The organism is Paludibacillus litoralis (assembly GCF_037646705.1).
Lineage (GTDB): Bacteria > Pseudomonadota > Alphaproteobacteria > Rhodobacterales > Rhodobacteraceae > Pikeienuella > Pikeienuella litoralis.
The window spans coordinates 143,506-168,564 of record NZ_JBBHER010000003.1; the positions used below are offsets into that span (position 1 = coordinate 143,506).

Annotated in this window: 27 protein-coding genes; 9 read left to right on the forward strand and 18 right to left on the reverse strand. The window is 69.4% G+C overall.

Features of this window, described 5'->3' with window-relative positions; all coding sequences use genetic code 11:
• Nucleotide 1: 1 nt before the first annotated feature.
• Genes WG921_RS05165 through WG921_RS05190 form a run of 6 tightly spaced genes read right to left on the reverse strand, consistent with a single transcriptional unit; the run spans nucleotide 2 to nucleotide 4,357 of the window.
• Nucleotides 2-2,071: a flagellar biosynthesis protein FlhA gene (locus WG921_RS05165; protein ID WP_340108151.1), complete on the reverse strand. Its 2,070-nt coding sequence runs from the start codon at nucleotides 2,069-2,071 to the stop codon at nucleotides 2-4.
• 6 nt (nucleotides 2,072-2,077) lie between these two features.
• Nucleotides 2,078-2,851 (reverse strand): lysozyme family protein, encoded by a 774-nt coding sequence (locus tag WG921_RS05170; RefSeq protein ID WP_340108152.1) that lies wholly within the window; start codon nucleotides 2,849-2,851, stop codon nucleotides 2,078-2,080.
• 5 nt (nucleotides 2,852-2,856) lie between these two features.
• On the reverse strand, nucleotides 2,857-3,123 hold the full coding sequence (locus tag WG921_RS05175) for a flagellar biosynthetic protein FliQ (RefSeq protein ID WP_340108153.1): 267 nt from the start codon (nucleotides 3,121-3,123) through the stop codon (nucleotides 2,857-2,859).
• A 27-nt stretch (nucleotides 3,124-3,150) separates the two neighbouring features.
• The gene (locus WG921_RS05180; RefSeq protein WP_340108154.1) at nucleotides 3,151-3,450 is read right to left on the reverse strand and encodes a flagellar hook-basal body complex protein FliE; all 300 of its coding nucleotides are present in this window, start codon (nucleotides 3,448-3,450) and stop codon (nucleotides 3,151-3,153) included.
• Between the two features lie 45 nt (nucleotides 3,451-3,495).
• Nucleotides 3,496-3,888: a flagellar basal body rod protein FlgC gene (flgC, locus tag WG921_RS05185; RefSeq protein WP_340108155.1), complete on the reverse strand. Its 393-nt coding sequence runs from the start codon at nucleotides 3,886-3,888 to the stop codon at nucleotides 3,496-3,498.
• 34 nt (nucleotides 3,889-3,922) lie between these two features.
• Nucleotides 3,923-4,357, reverse strand: coding sequence for a flagellar basal body rod protein FlgB (locus WG921_RS05190; RefSeq protein ID WP_340108156.1), 435 nt, complete (start codon nucleotides 4,355-4,357; stop codon nucleotides 3,923-3,925).
• Nucleotides 4,358-4,475: 118 nt separating this feature from the next.
• On the opposite strand from WG921_RS05190, the gene WG921_RS05195 reads away from it, so the two are divergent.
• From WG921_RS05195 to WG921_RS05215, 5 genes are all read left to right on the forward strand, one after another.
• Nucleotides 4,476-5,789: a FliI/YscN family ATPase gene (locus tag WG921_RS05195; RefSeq protein WP_340108466.1), complete on the forward strand. Its 1,314-nt coding sequence runs from the start codon at nucleotides 4,476-4,478 to the stop codon at nucleotides 5,787-5,789.
• Nucleotides 5,790-6,021: 232 nt separating this feature from the next.
• On the forward strand, nucleotides 6,022-7,242 hold the full coding sequence (locus WG921_RS05200; protein ID WP_340108157.1) for a flagellin: 1,221 nt from the start codon (nucleotides 6,022-6,024) through the stop codon (nucleotides 7,240-7,242).
• Nucleotides 7,243-7,352: 110 nt separating this feature from the next.
• The gene (gene flaF, locus WG921_RS05205) at nucleotides 7,353-7,748 is read left to right on the forward strand and encodes a flagellar biosynthesis regulator FlaF (RefSeq protein WP_340108158.1); all 396 of its coding nucleotides are present in this window, start codon (nucleotides 7,353-7,355) and stop codon (nucleotides 7,746-7,748) included.
• On the forward strand, nucleotides 7,736-8,152 hold the full coding sequence (gene flbT, locus WG921_RS05210) for a flagellar biosynthesis repressor FlbT (RefSeq protein ID WP_340108159.1): 417 nt from the start codon (nucleotides 7,736-7,738) through the stop codon (nucleotides 8,150-8,152). Before flaF ends, flbT begins: the two co-directional genes overlap by 13 nt.
• A complete protein-coding gene (locus WG921_RS05215) occupies nucleotides 8,149-8,991 on the forward strand; it encodes a DUF1217 domain-containing protein (protein ID WP_340108160.1) in 843 nt (280 codons plus the stop codon). The genes flbT and WG921_RS05215 overlap by 4 nt, the downstream gene beginning before the upstream one ends.
• A gap of 44 nt (nucleotides 8,992-9,035) precedes the next feature.
• Here WG921_RS05215 and WG921_RS05220 read toward each other — a convergent pair whose 3' ends face one another.
• Nucleotides 9,036-9,407: a hypothetical protein gene (locus WG921_RS05220; RefSeq protein ID WP_340108161.1), complete on the reverse strand. Its 372-nt coding sequence runs from the start codon at nucleotides 9,405-9,407 to the stop codon at nucleotides 9,036-9,038.
• A complete protein-coding gene (locus tag WG921_RS05225) occupies nucleotides 9,400-9,696 on the reverse strand; it encodes a flagellar biosynthesis protein FlgJ (protein ID WP_340108162.1) in 297 nt (98 codons plus the stop codon). Before WG921_RS05225 ends, WG921_RS05220 begins: the two co-directional genes overlap by 8 nt.
• A gap of 107 nt (nucleotides 9,697-9,803) precedes the next feature.
• Between WG921_RS05225 and WG921_RS05230 the strand changes: the two genes are divergently transcribed.
• Together WG921_RS05230 and WG921_RS05235 are read left to right on the forward strand one after the other, a co-directional pair.
• Nucleotides 9,804-11,135 carry a flagellar hook-length control protein FliK gene (locus WG921_RS05230; RefSeq protein WP_340108163.1) on the forward strand — a complete coding sequence of 444 codons (1,332 nt, stop codon included), beginning with the start codon at nucleotides 9,804-9,806 and terminating at the stop codon, nucleotides 11,133-11,135.
• Nucleotides 11,136-11,144: 9 nt separating this feature from the next.
• Nucleotides 11,145-11,831, forward strand: a complete 687-nt coding sequence (locus tag WG921_RS05235; RefSeq protein WP_340108164.1) for a flagellar hook capping FlgD N-terminal domain-containing protein — start codon at nucleotides 11,145-11,147, stop codon at nucleotides 11,829-11,831.
• Nucleotides 11,832-11,843: 12 nt separating this feature from the next.
• Here the strand turns inward: WG921_RS05235 and WG921_RS05240 are convergent, their stop codons facing one another.
• The 10 genes from WG921_RS05240 to WG921_RS05285 all read right to left on the reverse strand — a co-directional run bounded on the left by WG921_RS05240 (nucleotide 11,844) and on the right by WG921_RS05285 (nucleotide 20,272).
• Nucleotides 11,844-12,353 carry a flagellar basal body-associated FliL family protein gene (locus WG921_RS05240; RefSeq protein ID WP_340108165.1) on the reverse strand — a complete coding sequence of 170 codons (510 nt, stop codon included), beginning with the start codon at nucleotides 12,351-12,353 and terminating at the stop codon, nucleotides 11,844-11,846.
• A gap of 11 nt (nucleotides 12,354-12,364) precedes the next feature.
• Nucleotides 12,365-13,135 (reverse strand): flagellar basal body L-ring protein FlgH, encoded by a 771-nt coding sequence (flgH, locus tag WG921_RS05245; protein WP_340108166.1) that lies wholly within the window; start codon nucleotides 13,133-13,135, stop codon nucleotides 12,365-12,367.
• Complete coding sequence (gene flgA / locus WG921_RS05250; protein WP_413788557.1) at nucleotides 13,132-13,578, reverse strand: flagellar basal body P-ring formation chaperone FlgA; 447 nt, start codon at nucleotides 13,576-13,578, stop codon at nucleotides 13,132-13,134. Before flgA ends, flgH begins: the two co-directional genes overlap by 4 nt.
• A complete protein-coding gene (flgG, locus tag WG921_RS05255) occupies nucleotides 13,575-14,360 on the reverse strand; it encodes a flagellar basal-body rod protein FlgG (RefSeq protein WP_340108167.1) in 786 nt (261 codons plus the stop codon). The genes flgA and flgG overlap by 4 nt, the downstream gene beginning before the upstream one ends.
• Before the next feature lie 55 nt (nucleotides 14,361-14,415).
• A complete protein-coding gene (locus tag WG921_RS05260; protein WP_340108168.1) occupies nucleotides 14,416-15,138 on the reverse strand; it encodes a flagellar hook-basal body complex protein in 723 nt (240 codons plus the stop codon).
• Nucleotides 15,131-17,551: a hypothetical protein gene (locus WG921_RS05265; RefSeq protein ID WP_340108169.1), complete on the reverse strand. Its 2,421-nt coding sequence runs from the start codon at nucleotides 17,549-17,551 to the stop codon at nucleotides 15,131-15,133. The genes WG921_RS05260 and WG921_RS05265 overlap by 8 nt, the downstream gene beginning before the upstream one ends.
• Nucleotides 17,548-18,420, reverse strand: a complete 873-nt coding sequence (motA, locus tag WG921_RS05270; RefSeq protein WP_340108170.1) for a flagellar motor stator protein MotA — start codon at nucleotides 18,418-18,420, stop codon at nucleotides 17,548-17,550. Before motA ends, WG921_RS05265 begins: the two co-directional genes overlap by 4 nt.
• Nucleotides 18,421-18,529: 109 nt before the next feature.
• On the reverse strand, nucleotides 18,530-19,114 hold the full coding sequence (locus WG921_RS05275) for a MotE family protein (protein ID WP_340108171.1): 585 nt from the start codon (nucleotides 19,112-19,114) through the stop codon (nucleotides 18,530-18,532).
• Entirely contained in the window at nucleotides 19,111-19,749 is a 639-nt protein-coding gene (locus tag WG921_RS05280) for a hypothetical protein (protein WP_340108172.1), read from the reverse strand. The genes WG921_RS05275 and WG921_RS05280 overlap by 4 nt, the downstream gene beginning before the upstream one ends.
• Nucleotides 19,750-19,759: 10 nt before the next feature.
• Nucleotides 19,760-20,272, reverse strand: a complete 513-nt coding sequence (locus WG921_RS05285) for a flagellar basal body-associated FliL family protein (protein WP_340108173.1) — start codon at nucleotides 20,270-20,272, stop codon at nucleotides 19,760-19,762.
• Between the two features lie 406 nt (nucleotides 20,273-20,678).
• Between WG921_RS05285 and WG921_RS05290 the strand changes: the two genes are divergently transcribed.
• Together WG921_RS05290 and WG921_RS05295 are read left to right on the forward strand one after the other, a co-directional pair.
• Entirely contained in the window at nucleotides 20,679-21,890 is a 1,212-nt protein-coding gene (locus WG921_RS05290; RefSeq protein WP_340108174.1) for an efflux RND transporter periplasmic adaptor subunit, read from the forward strand.
• A complete protein-coding gene (locus WG921_RS05295) occupies nucleotides 21,887-24,937 on the forward strand; it encodes an efflux RND transporter permease subunit (protein WP_340108175.1) in 3,051 nt (1,016 codons plus the stop codon). The genes WG921_RS05290 and WG921_RS05295 overlap by 4 nt, the downstream gene beginning before the upstream one ends.
• Nucleotides 24,938-25,059: the final 122 nt, after the last annotated feature.

Below are 25,059 nucleotides of genomic sequence, written 5' to 3' on the forward strand. Positions count from 1 at the left end.
TTCAGGCCACGCCGATCAGGGTCGGCCGGGCGCTGACGCCGATCTCCTCGAAGGAGAGAACGGCGTTGCGCACGCCTTTCGCCTCCAGCACCGTGCGCAGGAAGCGGCGGCGCGTCGAGGATGTGGCGATCACCGGGTACCGGCCCTGGCGCCCGGCTTCGGCCACCTTGTCCGCGACCGAGCCGGCGAGACGATTGAACTCCGAGGGCGGCAAGGCGATATCGGCGATCCCGTCCTCGGTTTCGACCTGATGACGAAGGAAAAGCTCCTCCCATTCCGGGCAGAGCTGGATCATCGGCAGCGCGCCGTCCGGCTCCGTCAACCCGGCGACAAGCTGAAAGCCGAGCCGCCGGCGCACATGCTCGACGATGGCGTCCTGCCCGGATGTGATGGCTTTCGCCTCCTGCACCGCTTCGAGAATGAGCGGCAGATTGCGCACCGAGACCTGTTCTTCGAGCAGCCGCCGCAGCACGCCCTGCAACAGATCGACCGGCACCTTGTCGGGGATGAACTCGTCCAGCAGGCGCCGGTTCGCGGTGGCGCGCGCCGGGTCGGAGACGGCGGAGAATTCATCCAGAAGCTTGCGGAGCGCGCGCCGGGTGAAGAGCCGGCCGAAATTCGCCTTGATCACCTCCAGAAGATGGGTCGCGACGACCTCCGTCGGCGTGATGACCGAGAACCCGGCCAGCGCGGCCTGCTCCTGGTCGTCTTCCGAGATCCAGCGCGCCGGCGCGCCGTAGACCGGCTCCGCCGCATCTTCGCCGCCAGGCGCGAGCGCCTCTTCGTCGCCGAGGAGGATCAGAACCCGGCCGGGACGGAGGGTGGCCCGGGCCATTTCGACGCCCTGGATGCGGATGACATAGGCGCCGCTGGGGAGGCCGATGTCGTCGGTCAGGCGAATCTCCGGAATCACCACGCCGTAAAGGCCGACGATGTGATTGCGCATGTTGGTGATGCGATTTCCGAGGCCCGTCGCCTCGTCCAGCACCGCGCCGACCATGTCGGCGGCGAATTCGACGTGGATCTCGTCGAGATCGAGCAGGTCGCCGACCTTCTTCTCCGGCCTCTTGGCCGCGACCGCCTCGGAGGGGGAGGCCTGCGCGAGCCGCGCGGACCGGCGCGCGCCGGTCCAGGCGGCGGCGGCGAGCAGGATCGCGCCGAGAAGGAAGGGCGGCATCGGCAGGCCCGGCACCAGCGCGAGAAGCGTCATCAACCCGGCGACGGTGGCGAGCGCGCCGGGAAAGCCGCCGAGCTGGCTGATGAACGCCTTGTCGGTGGATCCGAGAACGCCGCCCTTGGAGAGCAACAGCGCCGCCGCGATCGAGATGATGACGGCGGGGATCTGGTTCACCAGCCCATCGCCGACGGTCAGAATGGCGTAGGTCTCGAACGCCTCCTTGACCGGCATTCCATGAACCAGAACGCCCATGGCGAGGCCGACGACAAGATTGAGAAGCGTGATCAGCAGGCCGGCGACCGCATCGCCCTTCACGAATTTCGACGCGCCGTCGAGCGAGCCGAAGAACGTGGTCTCCTCCTGTTCGGTCTTGCGGCGAAGGCGCGCCTCCTCGTGGCTGATCGCGCCGGCGGCCATGTCGCTGTCGATGGCGAGCTGCCGGCCGGGCATCCCGTCGAGCGCGAACCGGGCGCCGACCTCCGCCATCCGGCCCGCGCCCTTGGTGATGACGATGAAGTTGACGATCAGGAGGACGCCGAAGACGACGAGGCCGAGATAGATCGACCCGCCCATCACGAACATCGCAAATCCCTGGATCACCTCGCCGGCGGCGCCGCTGCCGTTATGCCCTTCTCCGATGATCAGCTTCGTGGAGGAGACGTTCAGCGACAGCCGCAGCATCAGCGACGCGAGGAGCACGGTCGGGAAGGCGGAGAAATCCAGCGGCCTGCTGATGAAAAGCGTGTTGGTGAAAACCAGGATCGACAGCCCGAACGATACCGTGAGCCCGAGATCGAGAACGATCGCCGGCATCGGCAGGATCATCATCACGATCACCGCGAGCAGCGCGAGCGCCAGCAGGATCGTCGGTTGATAGAGTTTCGAGATATCCATGACCGCTCAATCGAATAACGGCCGGGCGGGGCGAAGCAGCCCGGCGCCGGGGGTGAAGGCCGAAAGCGCGACGCCGCCGCGCCAGTTGGCGCGCTCCTTGTCGAGGAGACCGTGAGCCGGGGCGGCGACGATGACGCCGCCGCCATGGCCGGCGCCGCCCTGGAAGAACGGCGGCCAGGCGCCGCGCGCGGGCGGTTTCGGAGCGGCGGCCAGGCGCGTCGACGCCGGGACGACGGCGGCCGGCGCCGGGTCGAGCGCGGCGAGAATGGAGTCGAAGCGCCTGGTGTATTTTGCGGCGAAGCTCGGCGTGCGGGAGTGATATTTCCCGACCGCGTCGCGCCAGTCGCCGCCCTCGGCTTTCAGCTCCGACAGGAACCGGGCCGCGTATCCGGCGTTTTCTACGGGGTCGAACATCGCGTCGATCGAGGCGAACGCCTCTCCGTGCCAGCGGAAATTGATCTGGAAGCAGCCGACGTCGAAGGAGCGCGCGCCCTCCGCGTGGCGGGCCTTGACGAACGCGAGCGCCTCCGCCCGGCTGTCGAACCAGAAGCCCTCGCCCTCCATGTTCACGGTCCATGGCCAGGGGCGGAGCGCGCCGTCGAGGCGGCGCCCGGTTTCGGTCCGGGTCAGCGCGCGGAGAATCTCGACCGGCGCCGGGCCGCGCGCCGCGCCGATCGCGGCGGCGGCGTCGCAGATCGCCGAGGTCTCGCTTGGTGGCGGCTGGCTCGCCAGAGCGGGCGCGGCGAGAAGAGCGGCGATGAGGAGGAAGAGCCGGCTCATCGGCGTCATCCCCCGGCGATCAGCGGAATCAGCCGGTCGCGCCAGAGGGTGATGACCGCGTCCGACATGAATCCCATGCTGATCCAGAACGTGATCGCCACGGCGGCCAGCTTCGGCACGAATGTGAGCGTCAGCTCCTGCACCGAGGTCAGCGCCTGAAACAGGCCGATCGCCAACCCCACCACCAGCGCGACGGCCAGCGTCGGCATGGCGGTGATGAACGTCACCCAGAGCATGGCCCGGGTGATGTCGATGATTTCCTCGCCGGACATCGCCGCGCGCCCCTTGCGGGCGCCGCCTCAGACCGGCATCCGCAGAATCTCCTGATAACTCTCGACCACCTTGTCGCGGATCGACACCGCGCTCTGAAGCGCGATCTCGGCGCTGGCGAGCGCGGTCACCACCGATTGCGGATCGGCCCGGCCGACCATGCCGGCCTGCGCGGTCTCGTCCGCCTGGCGCAGCGTCTCGACGAAGCTCTTGGCGGCGTCCATCGCGCTTTCGCCGGCGCTCGGCTTGCCGGTCCCGGCTTCGCCGGGGCGGAGCGCGCCCTGGACATTCTGATAGAAACGGCTGGCGAGTGCGGAATTCACTTCCATGGGGATCCCCTTTCTGGTGGATTTATGGACTTATGGCGCGCGCTTTCAGCGCCGCAGCAGATCGAAAAGAGACGTCAGCATCTGGCGCGACTGGTCGAACATGCGGAGATTGGCCTCGTAGCTTCTCTGGGCTTCCCGAGCGTCGGCGATCTCGATCATCATCTCGACATTGGAGCCGTCGTGATAACCGTCCGCGTCGGCGAGCGGGTGGCCGGGGTCGTAGACCTGCTCAAGCGGGCGCTGGTCGAACGAGACCCGGCTCGGAACGACGGCGCGCGTGTCATCGGTCCGGTTCACCATCGCCTCGAAGGTCACGAGCTTGCGCCGGAAGCCCGGCGTGTCGGCGTTGGCGATGTTCTCGGAGACGATGCGGAGCCGCGTCGACTGCGCGGTCATGCCGCTCGAGGCGGCGGACAGGCCCTGAAGAAGGTCGCTCATCGAATGTCTCCCGGTTCTGGTCTGGCGGGGCTCATCAGGCGCGTCCGATCGCCATGCGGATCAGGTCCATCGACTTCCGCAGAATGCCGAGCGCCATCTGATGATCCGACATCGCCCGTGCGCCGCGGACCATCTGGTCCTCGATCGAGACGGAGTTTCCATTTGGAGAATCGGCGCCGATTCGGGTGATCTCGTAGGATCTGGCGGCGCCTGTGGCGGCGACGCGCTCCGTCGGGTCGAAATGGCCGGCGCGGGACGTCGCCGGAATGAAGGTCGAGGCCCCCGGCGCCCGCGGCGCGGACGGATCCGCCCCCGGGCCGTCATAAACTTCGCTGAACGGCTTCACATCGCGCGCCCGATAGGCGCGCGTGTCGGCGTTCGCCACGTTCTCGGCGATCAGGCCCTGGCGCTGCGCGGAATGCGCGGCGAGACCTTTCGCCATACTCAGAATCGTCAGATCGAAGGCCACGGAGAATTCTCCATCCGTTTTCGTCGAAAGCCGGTCTTAAGGATCAACCGTTTAGAAGAAGTGACTCGGAACAAACGAGTTCAGACGAATTGCGGAGGTTCATGTGGTCGATATCACCATGCTGGAGGCGGAGCTGGCGCGCGCCCCGTCGAGGCGGCGCTGCGGGCGGGTGGCGGCGGCGGATGGCGGGGCGATCCTCGTCTCCGGGTTCGGCGGGGCGGCGCGGCTCGGCGACCGGATCCTGCTGGCGGCCCGCCCGGAGGACGCCGGGCCCTCCGGCGAGATCGTCGCGCTGACCGAGGCCGGCGCGCGGGCGATGGTGCTGGGGCAGGGGGATCGCGGCGTCGGCCTTGGCGATCCGGTCTGGCTCGCGCCCGACACGCCGCTCCGGCCCACGGACGCGTGGCTCGGCCGGGTGATCGATGCCTATGGCGCGCCGCTGGACGGGCGCCCGCTCCCGGAGGGGAGCCGCGCCGCGCCGGTGCGCCGCGCCCCGCCGGCGGCGGCGACGCGCGGCGGGCTTGGGCGCCGGCTGCTGACCGGTCTCGCCGCGACGGATACGATCCTGCCGCTGGCGCGCGGTCAGCGGATCGGCGTTTTCGCCGGCTCGGGCGTCGGCAAATCGCGGCTTCTGACGGATCTCGCTCAGGGGGTGGAGGCCGATGTCGTCGTCTTCGGGCTGATCGGCGAACGCGGGCGCGAGCTGAACGAGTTTATCGAGGATGGGCTCGGGGCGGAGGGGCTGCGCCGCGCGGTGCTCGTCGTCGCGACCTCCGACGAATCGGCGCTGGCCCGCCGGCGCGCGGGCTGGACCGCGATGGCGTTGGCGGAGCATTTCCGCGACGCCGGGCGGCATGTGCTGCTGATTCTCGATTCCCTCACCCGATTCGCGGAGGCGCATCGGGAGATCGCGCTGACCGCGGGCGAGACGCCGAGCCTCCGGGCCTATCCCCCCTCGACCGCGAACACGATCGCCGCTCTGGCGGAGCGCGCGGGCCCCGGCGGGCGGCGGGCGGGCGACGGCGCGATCACAGGGGTGTTCTCGGTGCTGGTCGCGGGCTCCGACATGGAGGAGCCGGTCGCGGACATCACCCGCGGCGTGCTTGACGGACATATCGTTCTCGAGCGCGCGATCGCGGAGCGGGGGCGATTCCCGGCCATCGATATCGGGCGCTCCGTCTCGCGCTGCCTGCCGATGGCGGCGACGGAGGCGGAGAACGCGTTGATCGGCGAGGTGCGGCGGCTGATCGGCGCCTATGAAAAGGCCGAGCCGATGATTCAGACCGGCCTTTATCAGAAAGGCGCGGACGCGGCGCTCGACCGCGCGGTCGAGCTCTTTCCGGCGCTCGACGCCTTTTTCGCGTCGAAAACCGGGGCGGGCGAAGGGTTTGCGCGCCTGGCGGAGATCCTGCAGGCGGGAAAGGCGGAGTGAATGCCGCGCTTCCTTCTAAATATTAGCCGCAATTCTCGATGCTTGGCTGGCGGGCGACAAGGTTTTGTTAAGCGGCGTGCGGGCATGTGGAGGGCAGAGCCACGAAGGCTCCGGCCGACGGCGCCAAAGGCGGGACGATCGGCGAAACGCCATGAAAGGCGTTCACCCCCGGGGCGACCCGGGCGACGAGACTGGGGCGCTGAAGCGCCCCACCCGATCAGGAGACCCTCTCATGGGTAGCATTCTCACCAACAACAGCGCGATGGTCGCGCTGCAGTCGCTCAGCAACATCAACCGTGACCTCGGCCAGGTGCAGAGCGAAATCTCGACCGGCCTCAAGATTGGCAACGCCAAGGACAACGCCGCCATTTTCGCCATCAGCCAGGTGATGCGCTCGGATGTGAAGGGCTTCGAGGCGATCTCCGAATCGCTCTCGCTCGGCCAGTCCACGGTCGCGGTCGGCTCCAACGCGGCGAAGGCCGTCGGCGAGCGGCTGAACGACATCAAGCAGCTGATCATCTCCGCGAATGGCGAAAACGTCGACCGCGGCAAGCTGCAGGACGAGATCACGTCGCTCCGCGGCCAGATCAGCGGCATCGTCGACGCGGCTCAGTTCAACGGACTCAACGTCCTGTCGAATACGGATGACACGGCCGGGTCGAGCACCTTCAACATCCTCTCCTCGCTCGACCGCGCGCCGGGCGCCACCGGCGTCGCCACATCGTCGATCGCCGTCGCCAAGCAGGATCTCGGCAACGGGGCGTCTGCGGTGGGCAGCGGCGGAGCGGCCACCGTCTCGGCCGCCGGCGCCGGCGCGCTGGCCGACGGCGCGGAGGACACGATCACCATCGGCGGCACCATCACCGCCGGCGACTCGGTCTCCTTCGCCGCTGCGGCGTTCGGAACCTCAGGCGATATCGACTTCGTCATCCGCGATGGCGACACCCTCGCCGATGTGGCGGCCGGGCTCGCGTCGCGGATCAACTTCACCCTCGCCAACGAAGGGATCGAAGGGTTCACCGTGACGGCCTCCGGCGCCGATCTGACCATCCTCAACAATTCCGGCGGGGCGACGGGCGACCTGAGCGACGGCGCGGTCGTGGTGGTTGAATCGGGCGGCACCATCGGCGGTGGGCTTGAACTGTTGAACGATATCGACGTCACGTCCACCGAAGGCGCGGCGGCCGGGCTCTCGGCCATCGAGGATCTGATCCAGGTTTCGGTCAAGGCTCAGGCGGCGCTCGGCACCTCCGAGAACCGCGTCGATCTTCAGAACGAGTTCATGAGCACGCTGATCGACAGCTTCAAGTCGGGCATCGGCACGCTGGTCGACGCCGATCTGGAGGCGGCCGCGGCGCGGCTTCAGGCGCTTCAGGTCCAGCAGCAGCTCGGCACTCAGGCGCTCTCGATCGCCAACCAGTCGCCGCAGTCGATCCTGGCGCTGTTCCGTTAATGACGACCCCGGAGCCGGCTTCGCCGGCTCCGGGCCGCACTCGCTCACGCGGCTGAAGCCGCGCCAGTTCCTGCCGCCGGCGCGACCGGCGCTTTCGCGAGGATACCCCGATGGACGCCCAACATCAGGCCGCCGCTTCCTACGGCCAGGCCCAGACTGCGGTCAAAGCCCCGAAACAGATCGAATATCAGGCGTTTGCGCGAATCACCCGCGCCCTCGGCGCCGCCGCGGAGACGGACGGGCCCTCGGCCTTCCCCCGCCTCGCCGCCGCCCTTCATGACAATCTCAGGCTCTGGACCGTGATCGCGACCGATGTCGCGCTCGAGGGCAACGGCCTGCCGGAGACGCTGCGCGCCCGGCTCTTCTATCTCGCGGAGTTCACCCGCGCGCACACCCGCAAGATTCTGGCGCAGGAGGAGGAGGACGCCGCGCCGCTGATCGAGATCAACACCACCATCATGCGCGGGCTTCGCCAGCAGAGCGAGGCCGCGCTGTGCCGGGCCTGATCCTCAAGCTCGCGCCGGGCGAGCGCTTCGTCGCCAACGGGGTCGTGATCGAGAACGGAGACCGGCGCGCCCGGCTCAATATTCTCACGCCCGATTCGAACGTCCTGCGGCTGCGCGACGCGCTGCATCCCGACGAGGCGAACACGCCGGTGCGCCGGGTCTGCTACATCGTGCAGCTGCTTCTGGCCGGCGAAGTGCCGGAGCTGAAGGCGAAGCCGCAGATAAGGACCGGCATCGACCAGCTCGGCGCGGTGTTCACGGATGGCGAATCGGCCCGCCGCCTCGCGCGGGCGGCCGAGGATGTGGCGCTCGGCCGGTATTACCCGGCGCTCCGCGGCCTGCGGGCGCTGCTGCCGATGGAGGACCGGCTGATGGCGCTCGCCGGCGAAGGAAAGACGCCATGAGCTTCGCTCCGATCCTTCCCGCAACCGGCCCGCTCGGCTATCAGCTCCTGACGCGGACCGAGGACAAGCAGCGCGCGATTTTCGACCGTCAGCCGGAGATCGCGCGCGACATCGCCTATTTCACCGAAAAGATCGGCGAGGTGAAGAGCGCTGAAGATCTCGTCTCCGACCGGCGCCTGCTCAAGGTGGCGCTTGGCGCGTTCGGGCTGGACGACGAGATCGACAAGCGCGCGTTCATGCGCAAGATTCTGGAGGAAGGGACCGAGGACCGCGAAGCCTTCGCCAACCGGTTCGTCGATCCGCGCTACGGCGATATCGCCAGGACCTTCGGCTTCGGCGACGCCGGCGGCGCGCGCACGGAAGATCCCGGCTTCGCCGCGGAGATCACGGCGGCCTTCAAGGATCGCCAGTTCGAAATCGCGGTCGGCGACCAGAATGAAGGGCTGCGGCTCGCGCTGAATTTCCGCCGCGAGATCAAGGAATACGCGAACGCAAGCGATCCGGAGGGAACCGCCTGGTTCTCGGTGATGGGGCAGCCGCAGATGCGGGCGGTGTTCGAGGGCGCTTTCGGCCTGCCGGACAGTTTCGGCCAGCTGGACATCGACCGTCAGCAGCAGGAATTCAAGGATCTCAACAACCGCTTCTTCGGCTCGAAATCTCTGGCGGTCTTTCAGGATGACGCGCGGGTGGATGAGGTGATCAAGCGCTTTCTCATCCGCCGCTCGATCGAGGAGGGGCCTTCCGCTTCGACGCCGGGGGCGGCTGCGCTCGCGCTGCTCGGGGGCGGCGGGGTCGGGCCGCTCGGGGCGCAGAATCTGGTTCTCTCTCTCGCCCGTTGACCTGGCCCGGCCGGTGGGAGGGGCCTGGCCTGAGAAAGGCCGCCTTACGCGCGGCTCTCTCGCGTCGGGGCGGACCCGCCGCTCGACATCCGCGCGCCGTCCGGCCCGTAGGCGCCGATCTGATTCTTTTCCCGCTCTAGCCCCTGAAGGCGCGCCGCCGCGTCCGCCGCGCCGTCGAGATAGGCGCGCAGCAAGCGCTGATTGCGGGCCGCCAGCCGCCTGATCTCCTGGATCCGGGGCTCATGCGCCGCGGCGACCGCGGCCGGGATATCGGTGATCTGCGCGATCAGCGCGAGGCGGCGCTGATCGAGCGCGGCGAGCTCGCGCACCGCGCCGGCCTTGATGAGGCGATATTCCGACTCCAGCATCGCCCGCGCGTCGGTCAGCCGATAGCGCCATTTCATCTGATTAAGCATCACCCGCCTCCCGCGCCGCCAGCGCCTGATAAATCCGTTCGGAAAGGCCGACGCCGCCCGCCGCCGCCACCTTGTCGGCCCATTCGCGGGCGAGAAAGCTGGAGAACGCCTCTTCGCCGGCGCCGCCGCCATTGCTCTCTCGGGTCGCGCCGAGGCCGGTATGGGCGAACATCTCCGCGAGGAACACCGCTTCGAATTTGGTGGCGGCCTCGCGCAGCGGGGCGTCGGGGCCGCGCGCGGGCGCCGCGGGCGGCGTGTGCCGCGCAGTCAGGGCTGCGATCGGATCCATGGGGCGGTCTCCCTTCAAAACAGGGTGATTATGAATGGATCCAGTAAACGAATGGTAAGAATCCCCTCCCATAGTCGTCCGCGCGAACCAGAATGGAGGAGCGTGGCGTGATCGGTCAAAGCGACTTTTTGCGGCCCCCGGGCATGCCGACCAGCGCGAAGGCGAACCCCGCTGGGAGCGGAGAGAAACCCGCCGCCGCCGGAGACGGCGCGCCGGCGGAAGACGCCGCGCGCCCTTCCGGAAAGACGGACGCCAAGGCGGCGGGCCGGGACGCCGCCGAAGCGCGGGACGCTCCCGCGCGCGACGCCGAGGAGGCTGATCGGCCCGGCGTTGACTTCAGCGCGTTGATGGCGCCGCCGCCGGCCGAGCCGAAGGAGGCCGAAGCGGAGGCCCCGCCGCCCCGCCGCGCGGGTGCGGCGCAGCAAATGATCGCGCCGACGGCGGCCCAATCCCTTGAGGCGGCTGAGGCGCCTGGCTCCGCCGAGGCGCCCGTTGACGCCCCGGCGGAGCCAGGCGCCGCGGCGCCCGCTCCATCCCGGGCCGCCGCCACGCCAGGCGCGCCCGCGTCCGCCGGCGCCGAGGCGGCCGCGCCGGCCGATGCGACAGCGCCCGCCGATGCGACAACGCCCGATATGGCGCCGTCGGCGCCGGCCGAACGGCCGGGCGCGGCGGCCGAGACGGGAGACGCCGCTTTGGCGGTGAAACCGGAAAACCGGAGCGCCGACCCTAAACCGGCGGTGAGCGTGGCTGGCGGAGCGGCCGCCCCCGCCGGCGCAAAGGTGGACCAACCGGCGGATCCGGAGCCGGAGGCCCAGCCTGAGTCTTCGCCGGAGGCCGCGCCGGAGCCGCCGAAGGCCTCGCCCGAACCGGTGAAGGCCGCCCCGAACGCGCCGATCGCCCTCGCGGCGAATGAAGACCGGGCGGCGGATGGAGGATTGGACCCGCTGGACGGGCTTTCCATCGCGGCCGCCGGGCGAGGCGCCGAAATCGGCGGCCCGAGAGGCGGGATCGGCGCGCCGACGCTTCTTCCCGGCGCCCCGGACCCGCGCATCGCGGCGCAGCTTTCCAGCCAGATCGGCCTCGCCGTCTCGCGCGCGGACGGCGACCGGGTGGAGGTCCGGCTCGACCCGCCGGAGCTTGGCCGGGTCAGGCTTTCCTTCACGATGAAGGATGACGGCGTGATCGCGCTGATCAGCGTGGATCGCCCGGAGGTCCTCGACCTGATGCGCCGCCACGGAGAGCTTTTGCAACGGGATCTCACCTCTGCGGGCTATCGCAACGTGACGCTGGATTTCGCCCACTCGGGCGATGGCGGCGGCGCGCAGCGCCAGGATGGCGCCCCGTCCGCGCCGCCCGCCGCGCGCATCGGGGCCGCCAGCCCCGCGATCACGGCCGTCTGGCGCGGCGGCGCCGACGATCGCCTCGACATCAGGCTATAGGGAACGCTCATGGAAACCAACGCCACCGCCCTCCAATCGCAGGCGTCGCCCGCGGCGAGGAGCGCGCAGAAAAGCGCCTCCGACGGCTTCGATGTGAACGGCGATTTCGAGACATTTCTCAATCTGCTGACCACGCAGCTCAGGAACCAGGATCCGCTGAATCCGGCTGACTCGACCGAGTTCGTGGCGCAACTCGCGCAGTTCTCTTCGGTCGAGCAGCAGGTGAAGACCAACCAGTCCCTTGATGCGATCCTCAGCGCGCTGGGCGGGCAGGGGGCTGGCGCGCTCGCGCCCTGGATCGGCGCCCAGGTGAACGCCGCCGCCGCGCTCCGCTTCGATGGCGCGCCGGTCGAACTGACGGTCGCGAGAGATCCGGCGGCGACGGCGGCGACGCTGGTCGTGAAAAGCGAGTCCGGGCTGGTTGTCGCCCGCCAGCCTGTCGATCCGCAGGCGACCACGCTGACCTGGGATGGCGCGGTGGCCGGCGGCGAGCCCGCGCCGGCCGGCGTCTATCGGTTCTCGCTGGAGCGGATGAACGGAAGCGCGCCGCTCCCGGACGCGGAGCCGAGGGGCTTCGCCGGAGTGACCGAGGCGCGGCTTGCGGATGGCGGCGTCGAACTCGTGCTCGACAGCGGCGACGTCATCAGCGCCGACGACGTGACGGCGATCCGCGCGGCGGGGGCTGCGGCGGGGTGACCGCCGCTCGCCTCAGAGGTCCTGCCTGACGACGCTCGTCAGCAGGACCGAATGCGCGATATCGCCAAGGATCGCCTGCGCCGAAGCGGTGAGCGCGCCGCGAAGATCGTTCATGACGTGCGACTCGGTGAACGCGCCCGAGAACCCGCCCGACTGCGCGTGAAGAAACAGAACGCGGAGAAACTCGTCGCGGAGCTTGGGCTCATGCAGGAAGACCGTCTCGGTCTGTCCGCTGGACACTTCCAGGGCCATCGAGATCACGATGAGCGAATCGACCCTGTCGTCGATGACGACCGGAACGATGAATTGTTTGTCCAGCTTCACATACTCGCCGGTGCCGGGGGTCGCCGCCGGGACGTGGGTGGAGACGAGCGCGGGCGCGGCGGCCCCGGCCCCGCCGTCTCCCTCGACTTCGGCTTCGGTTTCGGGGGCGGGCGCCGCCGGTTTCAGGAGATGACCGGCGGCCGCGCCGAGACCGAGTCCGAGCGACGCGAGAATTATCGGCGGCAAGAACTTCTTCATGGCCCGGTCTCCTAGAACGGCAGGATGATGTCGGCGATCTGCTGGCCGTACCGCGGCTGCTGCACATCGGTGATCTGCCCCCGGCCGCCATAGCTGATCCGCGCGTCGGCGATCTTGTCGTAGGTGATCTCGTTCTTGCGCGAGATGTCCTCAGGCCGGATCACGCCCTGAACCCGGAGGTCGCGAAGCTCGAAATTCACCCGCACCTCCTGATTGCCGACAATCACGAAATGGCCGTTCGGCAGAACCTGGGTGACCGTCGCCGCGAGCCGGAGCGTGATCTCCTCGTTGCGGCGGACCGAGCCGTCGCCGGAGCTCGTTGAGCCGGAGACGATCTGCGCGGCGGGGTCGAGGTCGACGCCGGTCGCGTCGTCGACGAGATCGGGCAGGCCGAAGAGCGCCCCGATCGACAGATCCTCGGCGCCGGAGCGTGAGCGCTGCGTCGCGTTCCGGATCGTGGCCTCCTCGTCGATCTCGATCACCACGGTGAGGATATCGCCGCGGCCCTGGGCCCTCCGATCGCCGAAGAGCGACGTCGGCCCCGAACGCCAGAGCGAAGCCGACCGGATCCGGGGCGAGTCCTCGATCGGCGCGCGCATCGCCGCGACCTCCGCCGGGGACGGCGTCGCGAGCGCGACGCGCTCCGGCGTCACCGGGGGCGTGTCGATATAGACCTGCCCGGACGGGGTGAAGGGCGGCGGCTGCCCGACATGATCGAGCCTGCCGCAGGCGCTCGCGGCGGTGAGGCAGAGAAGCGCCGCGCGCCAGACGCCGGCGCTCATCTGGACACCGAGATATCGGCGGCGCCGGCGACGCTGCCGGTCACGATGGCGCGCGAAGACAGGTTCATCACCCGCACCCGGTCGCCGAGGGCGCCGCGATCGAGCGCGCGCCCCTCCGTCGTGATCTCGATCGCGCCGACAGCGAAGCGGAGGCGCACGATGTCGTTCCGCTCGACGAGCGTCGGCGGCCCGAGATCGCCCGGCCGGACCGGCCGGCCCTCGTAGATCGTGACCAGCGCCTCCTTCCCGACGGCGTCGGAGGGTTGGGTGATGGCGCCGGGGATCGCCGCCGAGGCCATGCGCAGATCGCCGGCGTCGATCACCGTTCTGGCCATGATCGAGCGCGCGGCGACCATGCTTTCGGCCGTGGCGGCGCTCGGCGCTGTCAGCGTCAGCGCGGCGAGCGCGCCTCCGAAGAGCGCCTGCATGGCGCGCGGGATCATCGGATCTGCACCGTCGCGCCGAGCATCTGATCGGCGGCGGTGATCACCTTCGCGTTCATCTCGTAGCCGCGCTGCGCTTCGATCAGCTCGGTGATCTCGCGCACCGCGTCGACGCCGCTTTCCTCGAGGAAGCCCTGCCGGAACCGGCCGCGTCCATCCGTGTCCGGGTCGCCGATATTGGGCTGGCCGGAGGCCGCGGTCTCCCGGAAGAGATTGCCGCCGATCGCCTCGAGCCCTTTTTCATTCACGAAGCTCGCGAGCGACAGCCGGCCCAGAACCTCGGAGTCCGTCTGGTCGTCGAAGGAGGCGACCACCTCGCCATCGGCGTTGATGGTGATCGCGCTCGCATCCTCCGGGATCGTGATCTCGGGGATGATCGGATAGCCTTCCGAGGTGACGATCAGCCCGTCGCCGGTCCGCTTCAGGCCGCCGTCTCTTGTGTAGGCGGAGATGCCGGAGGGCAGCTCCACCTCGAGATATCCGGCGCCCTCGATGGCGATGTCGAGCTCTCCGCCGGTCTGGCGCAGCGCCCCCTGGCCGACCTCCATCGACACCGCGGCCGCCCGGACGCCGAGGCCGAGCTGCACGCCGGTGGGCAGGATCGAGCCGTCGGCGGCGTTCACCGCGCCGGGCTGGCGCACCTGCTGGTAGTGCAGGTCCGCGAATTCCGCGCGCCGCGGATTATAGGCTGTGGTGCTCATGTTCGAGAGGTTGTTGGAAATGGTCTCGACCCGCGTTTGCTGGGCCTGCATTCCGGTGGCGGCGATATCGAGTGCGCGCATCTGGATTCTCCTTTGCTCGCGTCGTCGTTCAGTCTGGGCGCCGTGGCGCCGGGGATCAGGCGCCCGATCCGATCACGCGGACGGCCTGGCGCATGCGTTCGTCTTCGGCGTTCAGAAAGTTCTGGCCCATTTCATAGGCCCGTTGCACTTCGATCATCCGCGAGATCTCGCGGATCGGATCGACATTGCTTCGTTCGACGAAGCCCTGAAAAATGCTGGCCTCCTCGGCTGGAAGGAGCGGCTCCTCGGTGGTGAAGAGCCCGGCCCCGCTCCGCGTCAGGCTGGACGTGTCGGCGACGGTCACGAGACCGATCCGGCCGATCGGCTGCCCATCGGCGGAGAGGGTGCCGTCGGTCGCCACGGTCATCTCGCGCGCGTCGGGCGGCGCGAAGAGAGGGGCGCCGCCCTCGTCCAGAAGGCGAAGGCCGTCTTTCGTCGCCAGCTCCCCATCGGGGTTCCGGACGAAGGAGCCTGCGCGGGTCAGCGCCGGGCCGTCGGGCGTCTCGATCATGAAGAAGCCGTCGCCTTCGATGGCGAAATCAAAGGCGCCGCCGGTCGGCGCGAGGGCGCCCTGCTGAAAATCCGTCACCCGGACCCGCGCCGCCGTCTGGGCGGTGCCGCCGCCGACGACGTTCAACCGGTCGACCATCTCCGCGAACACGGCGCCCTCCCGGCGGAATCCGGTTGTGGAGGCGTTGGCGATGTTGTTCGCGATGATCTGCATGTCCTTCAGCAGACCGGACTGGCGTGAGAGCGTCACATAGCCGGGATTATCCATCCTCCAGCGCCTCCTCGATGACCGCGCGGACCGCGCGGGATGCGTCTATGACGGATTGCGCCGCGCCAAGGGTGACTTCCCCCTCGACCTGCGGCGGGGTGAGAAATGCGGCGGCGGCGGCGTTCTCGCTCAGCGCCGCGTCGATCTTCGGCGCGGCTTCGGAGCCGGCCATGAACGCCGCGAGCAGGCGGCGTTCGGGCGGGCCGGACTCGGCCGCTTCCGCCCATGCTCCCGCCCTGAACGCCAGATCCGCCCGGTCCGCGGAGCTCTCGGCCGGGATGTCGATTTCGGCGAGGGTGGCGAGCGCGGAGGCGGGCTCGCCCATCATTTCTTCGGCTTTGGCGCGGAGGCGCTTCGCTTCGATCCCGTCGAGCCCGGCCAGCGTCTCGAGCGCGCTCGCGGCATCCGCTTCCGCGAGGTGCGCCCGCGCCGCCGCCCGGCGCAGACCCGGCGCGCCGCGCCCGAGCGCCGGGTCGAGGAAGGCGAGCGCGGCGTTGGCGAGGCCAAGCCCGGTCAGCTCCTCCGCGATCCGTCGGCGCGCGGCGTCGCCGGCCATCTCCGTCGAGATTTCGTCGCGATAGCCGAGAACGGCGCGGACATAGGCGAGCGGCCCGGTCTCCTCCGCGCTGGCCTCCTCCAGCACCGCGTGCCCGGCGTCCCGGAGGATGATCTTCGCCGCTGGCGAGCGGGTCATCGCGTCGCGCACCGTCCTGAGAGCCGCGGTCAGCCCTTCCGCGCGGGCGCGGGCGCGGATCTCCGCGATCTTCAGCGGCCGCTCCATTTGCGAGCCCCGCGCGATGAAGGCGGCTTCGGCCAGAGCCTCCGTCAGATCCGCGCTGATGGGCGCGCCGCGCCGGATGCGGCTTTCAAGCAAGCGCAGCAGCGCCTCGCGCGATTCGGCCAGATCGCGCCGGCCGAGCCGCGTGTAAAGCGCGTCGGCCTCCTCATCTTCATGGGACGCGGTCAGCAGCCGCGCGCGCGCCAGATCGAAGGCGGGGCCGTGATCGCCGGGGATCCGGCGCAGGATGAGATCGATCTTGCGCGCGTTCTCGACCTCGCCGTCATCGAGGAAAGAGGCCATGATCATCGGTCCGATGAGGACCCGCAGAGAGACCGGAAGCGTCGCGAAGGCGGTGACCATCTTCGCGTCGAGCCAGGCTTGCGCGTCATCGGCGGCGTAGGGTTGAACGGCGGCGGGGAGCCCGGCCGCGCGCCGCCAGACCGCGGTCGGCCCGGAGCAGGCGCCCGTGACGGCCAGCGGCCCGTCAGGCGCGGGGGGCGTTCCGCCGACGATGTGCGCGAGATCCCGAAGCAGCGCGGAATCCTCCACCGCATCCGGGTAAAGGTCGATCACGCCGAGGGCCTCGGCGCTGAACCCGGCGGCGATATAGAGCTTCACAAGCCCTGTCGCGATGTCCGGCAACGGCATGTCGAATTCATCGAGAAGCGCGCCGGAGAGCCGCGCCAGCTCCGCCGAAAAGGCGTCCGCGTCCGGCCAGTCCGAGGTGTCGAGCCGGGCGTCGGCGATGCAGTCCACCTCGTCGACGAAAGTCTCCGCCCGATCGGCCCGGAACGCGCGGTCGACCGCCGTGCGGGCGCGCACCGGCAGTTCGAGCGGTTTGGGCGCCTCGGCGTAATCCTTCTCCGGGGGCGGCGTCTTCGCCATGAGTTCGGCCGTGGCCGCGGGAGCGGGGGCCGGGGCGGGCGGCGGTTCGGGCGTCTCCGGCGCGCGGCGGCCGCGCCGCTCGGGGTCGGTGGGCGGCGGCGCGGCGGCGGCGGCTTCGGGAGAGCGGTAGGAGAGCAGCCCCTGATCGGCGGCGCGCGAGAGCTGCTCCAGAAGGCGTTGACGCGCGATGACCACGTCATGCTCCGGCGGGGCCGCGTCTGCGGTTTCGGCGCCGCCGGACCGGGGGGCGCCGGCGTGGCGGGGCGTCGGCGCGGGCGCGGAGTGCGGGGCGCGTTCGGTGCCCTCCTCCGGCGCGCGCTGCGGGAGCGGAGCCGCGGCGGGCTGCTCGCTCGCCGCGAGGACGGGGCCCGGCGCCGGATCCCGAAACTCGACCGTCAGAGCGCCGCCTGCGACATGGGCCGCATAGTCGCAGTCGCAGTTCAGCACGAACCGGAGCCGCGTCGCGGCGTCGTCGGGGACAAGCCGGGCGCTGACGATCCGCCGGGCGCCGGCCCCCGGGAAGATCTCCGATAGATCGAACGCGCCCCCGCCGCCGGAGATGACGATGTCGATCTGGCGCGGCCCGGTCCTCTCGACGCCGAAGCCGAGGCCGGCGACGGGAATCTCGACCTGGCTCGCATGAGCGATATCCGTCGCCCGCACCCGGACCGCCTCCGCCGACAGCGGCGGCGCGGACGCGGCGAGCGCGCAGAGCGCCGCGGCGGCGGAGAGCGCGCGCCTGGTCACGTCGCCGAAGCGGCCTTGACCGCCTGCAGCGCTTCGGCGAGCGCGCCGAAGCTCGGCCGCAACTCGTGCGGCGCGTTCTGCCGCCCGACCTCGATGCAGATATCGGGCGCGTGATTGTAGAGATTGGCGATCAGCACCTCGCGGATCAGCGAATAGAACTGCTGCTCGGCGTCGACGACGGCCTTCACCTTCATCGCGATCGGGCCGACCAGCCCGTAGGACAGGAACACGCCGAGGAACGTGCCGACGAGCGCGCCGCCGATCAGTCTGCCAAGCACCTCCGGCGGCTGATCGATCGACGCCATCGTCTTGATCACGCCAAGCACGGCGGCGACGATGCCGAGCGCGGGCAGCCCGTCCGCCATGCTCGCGAGCGCGTGGCTGGCGTGCATGGAGTGCTGGTGGATCTTTTCGAGGCGCTTCTCCAGCACCTCCTCCACCTGGTTCGGATCGTCGTAATTCATCGCTCCGGCGCGCATCGTGTCGCAGATCAGCGCGACCGCCTCATGGTCCGCGAGGATGCGGGGATATTTCTGGAAGACCGAGCTTTGCTCCGGCTCCTCGATATGCGCCTCGACGTCGACCGGGTTCGCGCGGCTGATTCGGATCAGCGCATAGAGAAGGCAGAGGAGATCCTGGAAATCCTCATCCTTCCATTTCGCTCCGCGGAAGACCGTGCGGACCGCGCCAAGCGTCGCCTTGATCTCCGCCATGCTGTTGGCGAGGAGAAAGGCGCCCACCGCGGCGCCGCCGATGATCATCATCTCGAAGGGGAGCGCATGGAAGATGATCGCCATCTTCCCGCCGGCGAAGACGTAGCCGCCGAAGACCATGATGAACGTGAAAACGATGCCGATGACGCCGATCATGCTCTGTCCTGCTCGCTGGCGGAGCGTCGAGGCGCCCCCGTCGTTCCGACCGCGACGCCGATCATCGCCCATGGGCCGTTAAGAAACGGCGAAACGGATGACCGGCGGCTCATTTCTTGGGCGCTCTCGCGTTCTGCCCGGCGATCTGAACGGTGATCGCGTAGGCCTTCTCCGGCGTCAGCGCGCCGAGGATCTCCGCCGCCGGCCCGTCCGTCATCCGCGAGAGGAGGCCGGCGGCGAAGGCGACGTCCATGTTCTCGAAAATCGGCGCCGCGCGCTTTTCATCCATGGCCTGAAAGGCCGCGACGAGCTTGCCGACATCCCTGTCCGCGGCGCCGTCGGCCACGCGCAAAAGCGCGCCGAGCCGGGCTTCGGCCTCTTCGAGGCGCTTCATCTGATCGCGGAGCTTCGCCTCCGAAGCCTCGATCACGCGGGTCTTGACGGCGATGCGCTCTTCGCGCGCGTCGAGCTGCGTCTCGCGCTCGCGCAGGGTTGCGAGCAGCGCGGCGAGGTCGCTGTGCGTCGGGCCGATGCTGCTCGCGGCGTCCTGGGGCGCCGCCGAGTCGCCGGCGCGCGGCGCCTCCACCGCGAGCGCGATCGCGGGGTCGGCGACGCGCATCACCGCCGACAGCATGAAGCACCCCGAAAGCATCAGCATCGCCGGCCGACCGCGCCGGTTCGCGCCGGCGCTCATCGCCCGGCCGCCTCGGTCTGGCCTTCGCCGGCGATCGCGGCGGTCAGGCGCCGCGCCAGAAGGTCGTGATCGTCACGCCCTTCGGTGGACAGGATCTCGTCGACCGCCGCGATCACGCTGGTTTCCCTGGCGCTGGCCGCTTCCTCGACGGGAGCGGGATCCTGCGCGACGGTTTTCTTGTCGGGCGCGGGCGCATCCGCGTCGGCGTCGGCGCCGGCCGCCTTGCGCGTCGCCGGCTTGCGGGCGGCGGCGGATTTCGACGCCGATTTGGCGCGCGGCTTTCTCGCGGCGGTCTTGCGGGCGGCGGGCTTCGGCGCGGCCTCCGCGCGGGCGGCGGCCTCCTTGAGGGTCTCGGCGGCGTCGTCGGCCGCCGCCGCCGTGGCTTCGAGCTTCGCCGCCGCGGTCTTGGCGGCGGCGAGCCGCGCATCGAGGTCGCCGATGGCTTTCGCGGTCGCCTTTTGCGAGGTTGAAAGCACGGCCTTCATCTCGTCCACCTGCGTGGACATGGTCGTGATGGCCTTGCCGAGCCCACCCTCCATCCGCGTCAGCCGCCGAAGCCGCCGCGAGAGGATGAGGCAGTAGAGCGCCGCCACCATCGAGGCGATCAGCAGTAGCCCGTCAGCGATCAGCTCCATGAAATGGCTCCTATTTCAGAACGAACGAGGTGATGAGAAGATCGCGCGGCTGGATCGGCGCGGCGACCGCGCTGGCCCGGCGCAGCAATTGCGCGCGGAGCCGGATCGTGGCGCTGGGCGCCTCGATATCGGATTCCTCGACTGCGCGAAGAAAGGTGTTGAACACATCGAGAATGCGCGGCCGCAGCGCCTCCAGCGCGGCGGCGTCCTCCCGCCGCGTCTCGATCTGCGTGTCGATCACCAGAAATTTCGCATTCGCATTCGGGCCGAGAGGGATGACCATTTCCCCGATCGGCACGAATGTCGGCGCGTCTTCGGGGTTCGCGGCGGCGTAGCTTGGCCGATGATTCTCGTCTTTCTGCCCGGTGGGGAGGGTGACGATCCCGGAGAACATCGCGTAGAACCCGCCCGCGCCGAGGAGAACGAAGAGCGCGAGCCCGATCAGCAGGGGCGCGCGGCTCCGCTTCGGCGGCGGCGCGGCTTCCGTCTCGTCGTCTGAGTCGATGTCATCGATGTCCAGCATGGTCCCGGCGCCGTAGATTCTCTCGGTCGCCAGATTCACTAGCGGGTACAGACTAACTGAAGCTTACCAGAGCGCGCTTTTCTGATTCGCGTGATGGCGGATGTTCGCGTGTCACCTTCCTGCCAGCATTGGCTTTTTCTTCGCCCCGGGCCCCTGTTCGCCGGTTCGGGCCCGGTTGGAGCGGTCTGGTTCGCGAGACGGGCCGCGGTCCTTCGCGCATGGCGGGCCGTCTCCACCGGGGGCGCCCGAAGCGCCGCCGCCGAGACGCGCGCGGCGGAGGCGACCCGTCGGGCCGCCCCGGCTTCCCCTATGACTCGTGATAGACCTGTGGCTGAGTGGCGACATATGACGGCGGGACGATTCGTGAAGGGTGGGGTGCTCACGGGTGGGGCGACGGCTGATGCGGATGAGCGAAGAACCGGACGGGATGGCGCGGACGCCCGGGCTTGCGCGCGCGGTCCGGCGTCGCTGTGGGCTATGGGCTGCGGCGGCCACGCTCCTGCTTGGCGCATGGGCCGCGGCCGCGGAAGAGGCCGGCCCCCGGCTTCCGGTGGTGACGGTGGCGCCGGTGACGCTCGCGGAGATCGTCGGCCGGGCGCCGGTTTCGGGGACCACGGTTCCGCGCAGGGAGATCCTGATCTATCCGCGCGTCAGCGGCTACAGCGTCGAAACGGTTGAGGTCGATATCGGCGATACAGTCGCGGCGGGCGAGATTCTGGCGACGCTGGACGATTCGCGGCTGGCGGCGCAACTGGCTCAGGCGGAAGCTGAATTCACGCGTGCGAAAGCCGGTGAGCGCCAGGCCCGAAGCCAGATCGCTTCGGCCGAGGCCGCCCTGGCCCAGGCGGAGGCGGCGCAGGCGCGAAGCGACCGGCTGCGGGCGCGGGACAATATCAGCCAGGCCAGCGCCGATCAGGCGACGGCCGATGCGGAGATGGCCCGCGCCGCGTTGGATTCGGCGACGAGCGGCCTCGCCATCGCCGAAGCGCAGACGCGCCGGACCGCGGCGGAGCTGGATGTCGCGCGCCTCAATCTGGACAATGCGAAGATCAGGGCGCCGTGGGACGGCGTGGTCTCGGCCCGGACCGCGCGCGTCGGCGCGATCTCGGCGTCGGGCGGGGAGCCGCTTTTCACGATCATCGCGAATGGAGAGATCGAGGTCGAGGCGGAGGTGATCGAAACCACGCTCGGGCGGATCGAGCCGGGCGACGAGACGGAGCTGATGATCGCCGGGCGCGGCGCCGCGACAGGAACCGTCAGGCTGATCTCGCCGGCGGTGGATCCCGTCGACCGGCTCGGCGTCATCAGAATCGCCGTGGCGGGCGGCGCCGTGGACAAGACGGGGCTTTTCGCCGGCGGCTGGATCATCACCGACCGGCGAATTTCGCCGAGCGTGCCGGCGGCGGCGGTGCTCACCGATCTGGAGGGCGATCATGTTCTCGTTGTCGTCGATGGCGTCATCGAGAGACGAAAGGTCGCGGCCGGCCTCATCTGGGACGGGCGCCGCGAGATTCTCTCCGGGCTCGAGGTCGGCGAGGTGGTTGTCGCGAGGGCGGGCGCGTTCTTTCGCGATGGGGACAGGATCCGCCCGGTCCGGGCGACGGACGCGGCCGAATGAACATCGCGACCTGGGCGATCCGCAGGCCGGTGCCGCCGCTGGCGCTTTTTCTCGTGCTCTGCATCGTCGGCGTGGTGAGCTTCGTGCGCCTGCCGGTCACGCAGTTCCCCAATATCGACGTCCCGATCATCACCGTTTCGGTCACCCAGCCCGGCGCCGCGCCGGCGGAGATGGCGAGCCAGATCGTCAAGCCGATCGAGAGCGCGGTGTCGGATGTGGTCGGGGTGAAGCATGTCACCGCCGTCGCCACCGATTCCTCCGCCAACCTGACCATCGAATTCCTGCTTGAGACCGACACCGACCGGGCGCTGAACGATATCAAGGACGCCGTCGCCGGCGTTCGCGACGATCTGCCCGAAGAGGTGACGGAGCCGATCGTCAAACGGCTCGATGTGACCGGCCTGCCGATCCTGACCTACGCGGTGTCCGACCCCACGCGTTCGATCGAGGATCTGTCGTATTTCGTGGATGAGGTCGTCGCGCGGGATCTGCAGGCGGTGGGCGGCGTCGGACGCGTGGCGCGGGTCGGCGGCGCCGACCGGGAGATCAAGGTCGAGCTGGAGCCGGACCGGCTGCGCGCGCTCGGAATCACGGCGGCGGACGTCAGCAGTCAGCTTCGCGCGATCAATATCGATCTTGGCGGCGGGCGCGGGGAGCTGGCCGGGCGGGAGTTCAGCATCCGCGCCCTCGGCGGCGCCGATACGGTGGAGGAGCTCGCGGAGACGCCGATCACGCTTCCATCCGGGCGCACGGTTCGGCTCAACGCGCTCGGCGCGGTGATCGACGGCGCGGCCGAGGCCCGGGCCTTCGCGCTCTATGACGGCCAGCCGGTCGTCGCCTTTTCGGTCCGGAGAGCCACGGGCGCCAGCGACCTCGACGCGGCCGAGGCGGTGAAGGTGAAGCTGGACCGGATCCGAGAGGCGTATCCGAACGTCTCCTTCTCGCTGATCGACGATATGACCGTCTACACCGAGGACAGTTTCGATAGCGCGATGGAGACGCTTTACGAGGGCGCGGCGCTCGCGGTTCTTGTCGTGCTGCTTTTCCTTCGCGACTGGCGCGCGACCATCATCACCGCGGTGGCGTTGCCGCTGTCGATCATCCCGACCTTTTTCGTGATGGAGTTGCTCGGCTTTTCGCTGAACACGATCAGCTTGCTCGGCATCACGCTGGTGACGGGGATCCTGGTCGACGACGCCATCGTCGAGATCGAGAACATCGCCCGCCACATCCGGATGGGCAGCCCGGCCTATGAGGCGTCGGAGGCCGCCGCGACCGAAATCGGCCTCGCCGTCATCGCGATCAGCTTCAGCATCGTCGCGGTCTTCGCGCCGGTCAGCTTCATGGGCGGGATCGCGGGGCAGTATTTCAAGCAGTTCGGGCTCACGGTCGCGGTCGCGGTTTTGTTCTCCCTGCTCGTCGCGCGGCTGATCACGCCGATGATGGCGGCCTATTTCATGAAGGACGGGGGCGAGCGGGAGGCCCCGAGCGACGGTCGGCTCATGCGCGCCTATCTCGCGGCCCTGCGCTGGACGCTCCGCCACCGGGCGCTGGCGCTGGGCGCGGGGGTGGCGATCTTCGCGGTGTCGATCTTCTCCGCGACCTTGCTGCCGACCGAGTTCATCCCGTCGGCGGACACCGGCCGGACGAATATTTCCGTCGAGCTGCCGCCCGGTTCGACGCTGGATGAGGCCCGTCTCGTCACGCACGAGATTTCGGACGCCGCGCATCAGATTCCGGAGGTTGGAAACGTTTTCGTCAACGGCGGCGCGGACGGGATCGCAACCGCGAACGTCACCGTCAATTTCGGACGGAAGGACGAGCGCGAACGCTCGTCCTCCGAGATCCTGGACGACCTCGCCGGGCGGCTGGCCGGAATTCCCGATGTCAGGCTGCACATGCTCAACGATAACGGCGCGCGGGACATCTCGATCAGCGTTCTCGCCGACACCGAGGCCGCCGCCAGCCGCGCGGCGTCGAGCCTGGCCGATGCGATGGACGCCCTGGGGTCGGTGGTGGATCCGACGACGTCGGCGGCGCTTCTTCGGCCCGAGATCCGGATCACGCCGAAACCGGAGCTGGCCGCGGAGATGGGCGTGACGGCGGCGGCGCTGGCGTCGACGGTCCGCATCGCGACTATCGGCGACATCGACGCCAATCTCGCCAAATTCAACACCGGGGAGCGCCGCATCCCCATCGTTGTGCGGCTGAAGGAGGCGGCGCGCCGCGATCTCATGCGGCTCTCCGGTCAACATGTGCCGAGCACGACGGGCGGGCCTGTGCCGCTGGCGGTGGTGGCCGATCTGGCGTTGGGCATGGGGCCGAGCGCGATCGAACGATATGATCGCCAATACCGCGTCTCGGTGGAGGCCGACCTCGCGGATGGCGCGCTGCTCGGCCCGACCGTGGCGGAGATTCATGCGCTTCCCGTCGCCGGCGCGATGCCGGAAGGCGCCTCGATCCAGAGTTCGGGCGACGCGGAGGTCATGACCGAGGTCTTCACCAGTTTCGGCCTCGCCATGGGGGCCGGGGCTCTTCTGGTCTATGTCGTTCTGGTTCTGCTTTTCTCCAGCTTCATCACGCCTCTGACGATCCTGCTGTCGCTGCCTCTCGCGATCGGCGGCGCGATCTTCGCGCTTTATCTCAACGGCTCCGCGATCGGCCTCTCGGTCGTCATCGGGTTCCTGATGCTGATGGGAATCGTGACCAAGAACGCGATCATGCTGGTGGAGTTCACGATCCAGGCCATGAAAGACGGCGCCGACCGGCGCGCCGCCGTGCTCGACGCCGGCCACAAGCGCGCGCGGCCGATCATCATGACGACGATCGCGATGACCGCCGGCATGACGCCGAGCGCGCTCGCGCTTGGGCCGGGCGGCGAATTCCGCTCGCCGATGGCTCTCGCGGTGATCGGCGGGTTGGTGCTGTCGACATTGCTGTCGCTTCTGTTCGTGCCCGTGCTTTTCAGCGTGGTCGATGGCGCGAAGCTCCGGGCCGGCCGGTTTCTGACCGCCGGACTGGGCGCGAACCGCCCGCGGAGCGGGTGACGCCGGCGCCCCGGAGAGGCGGGGCCGGCGCGAATTAATTCCTATAGAGGACTTGACCGACCGGCATCTGAAGCGTCAATTTCGTGACGAAGTTCGGAACAGGCGCTCAGTTCGATGGCGAC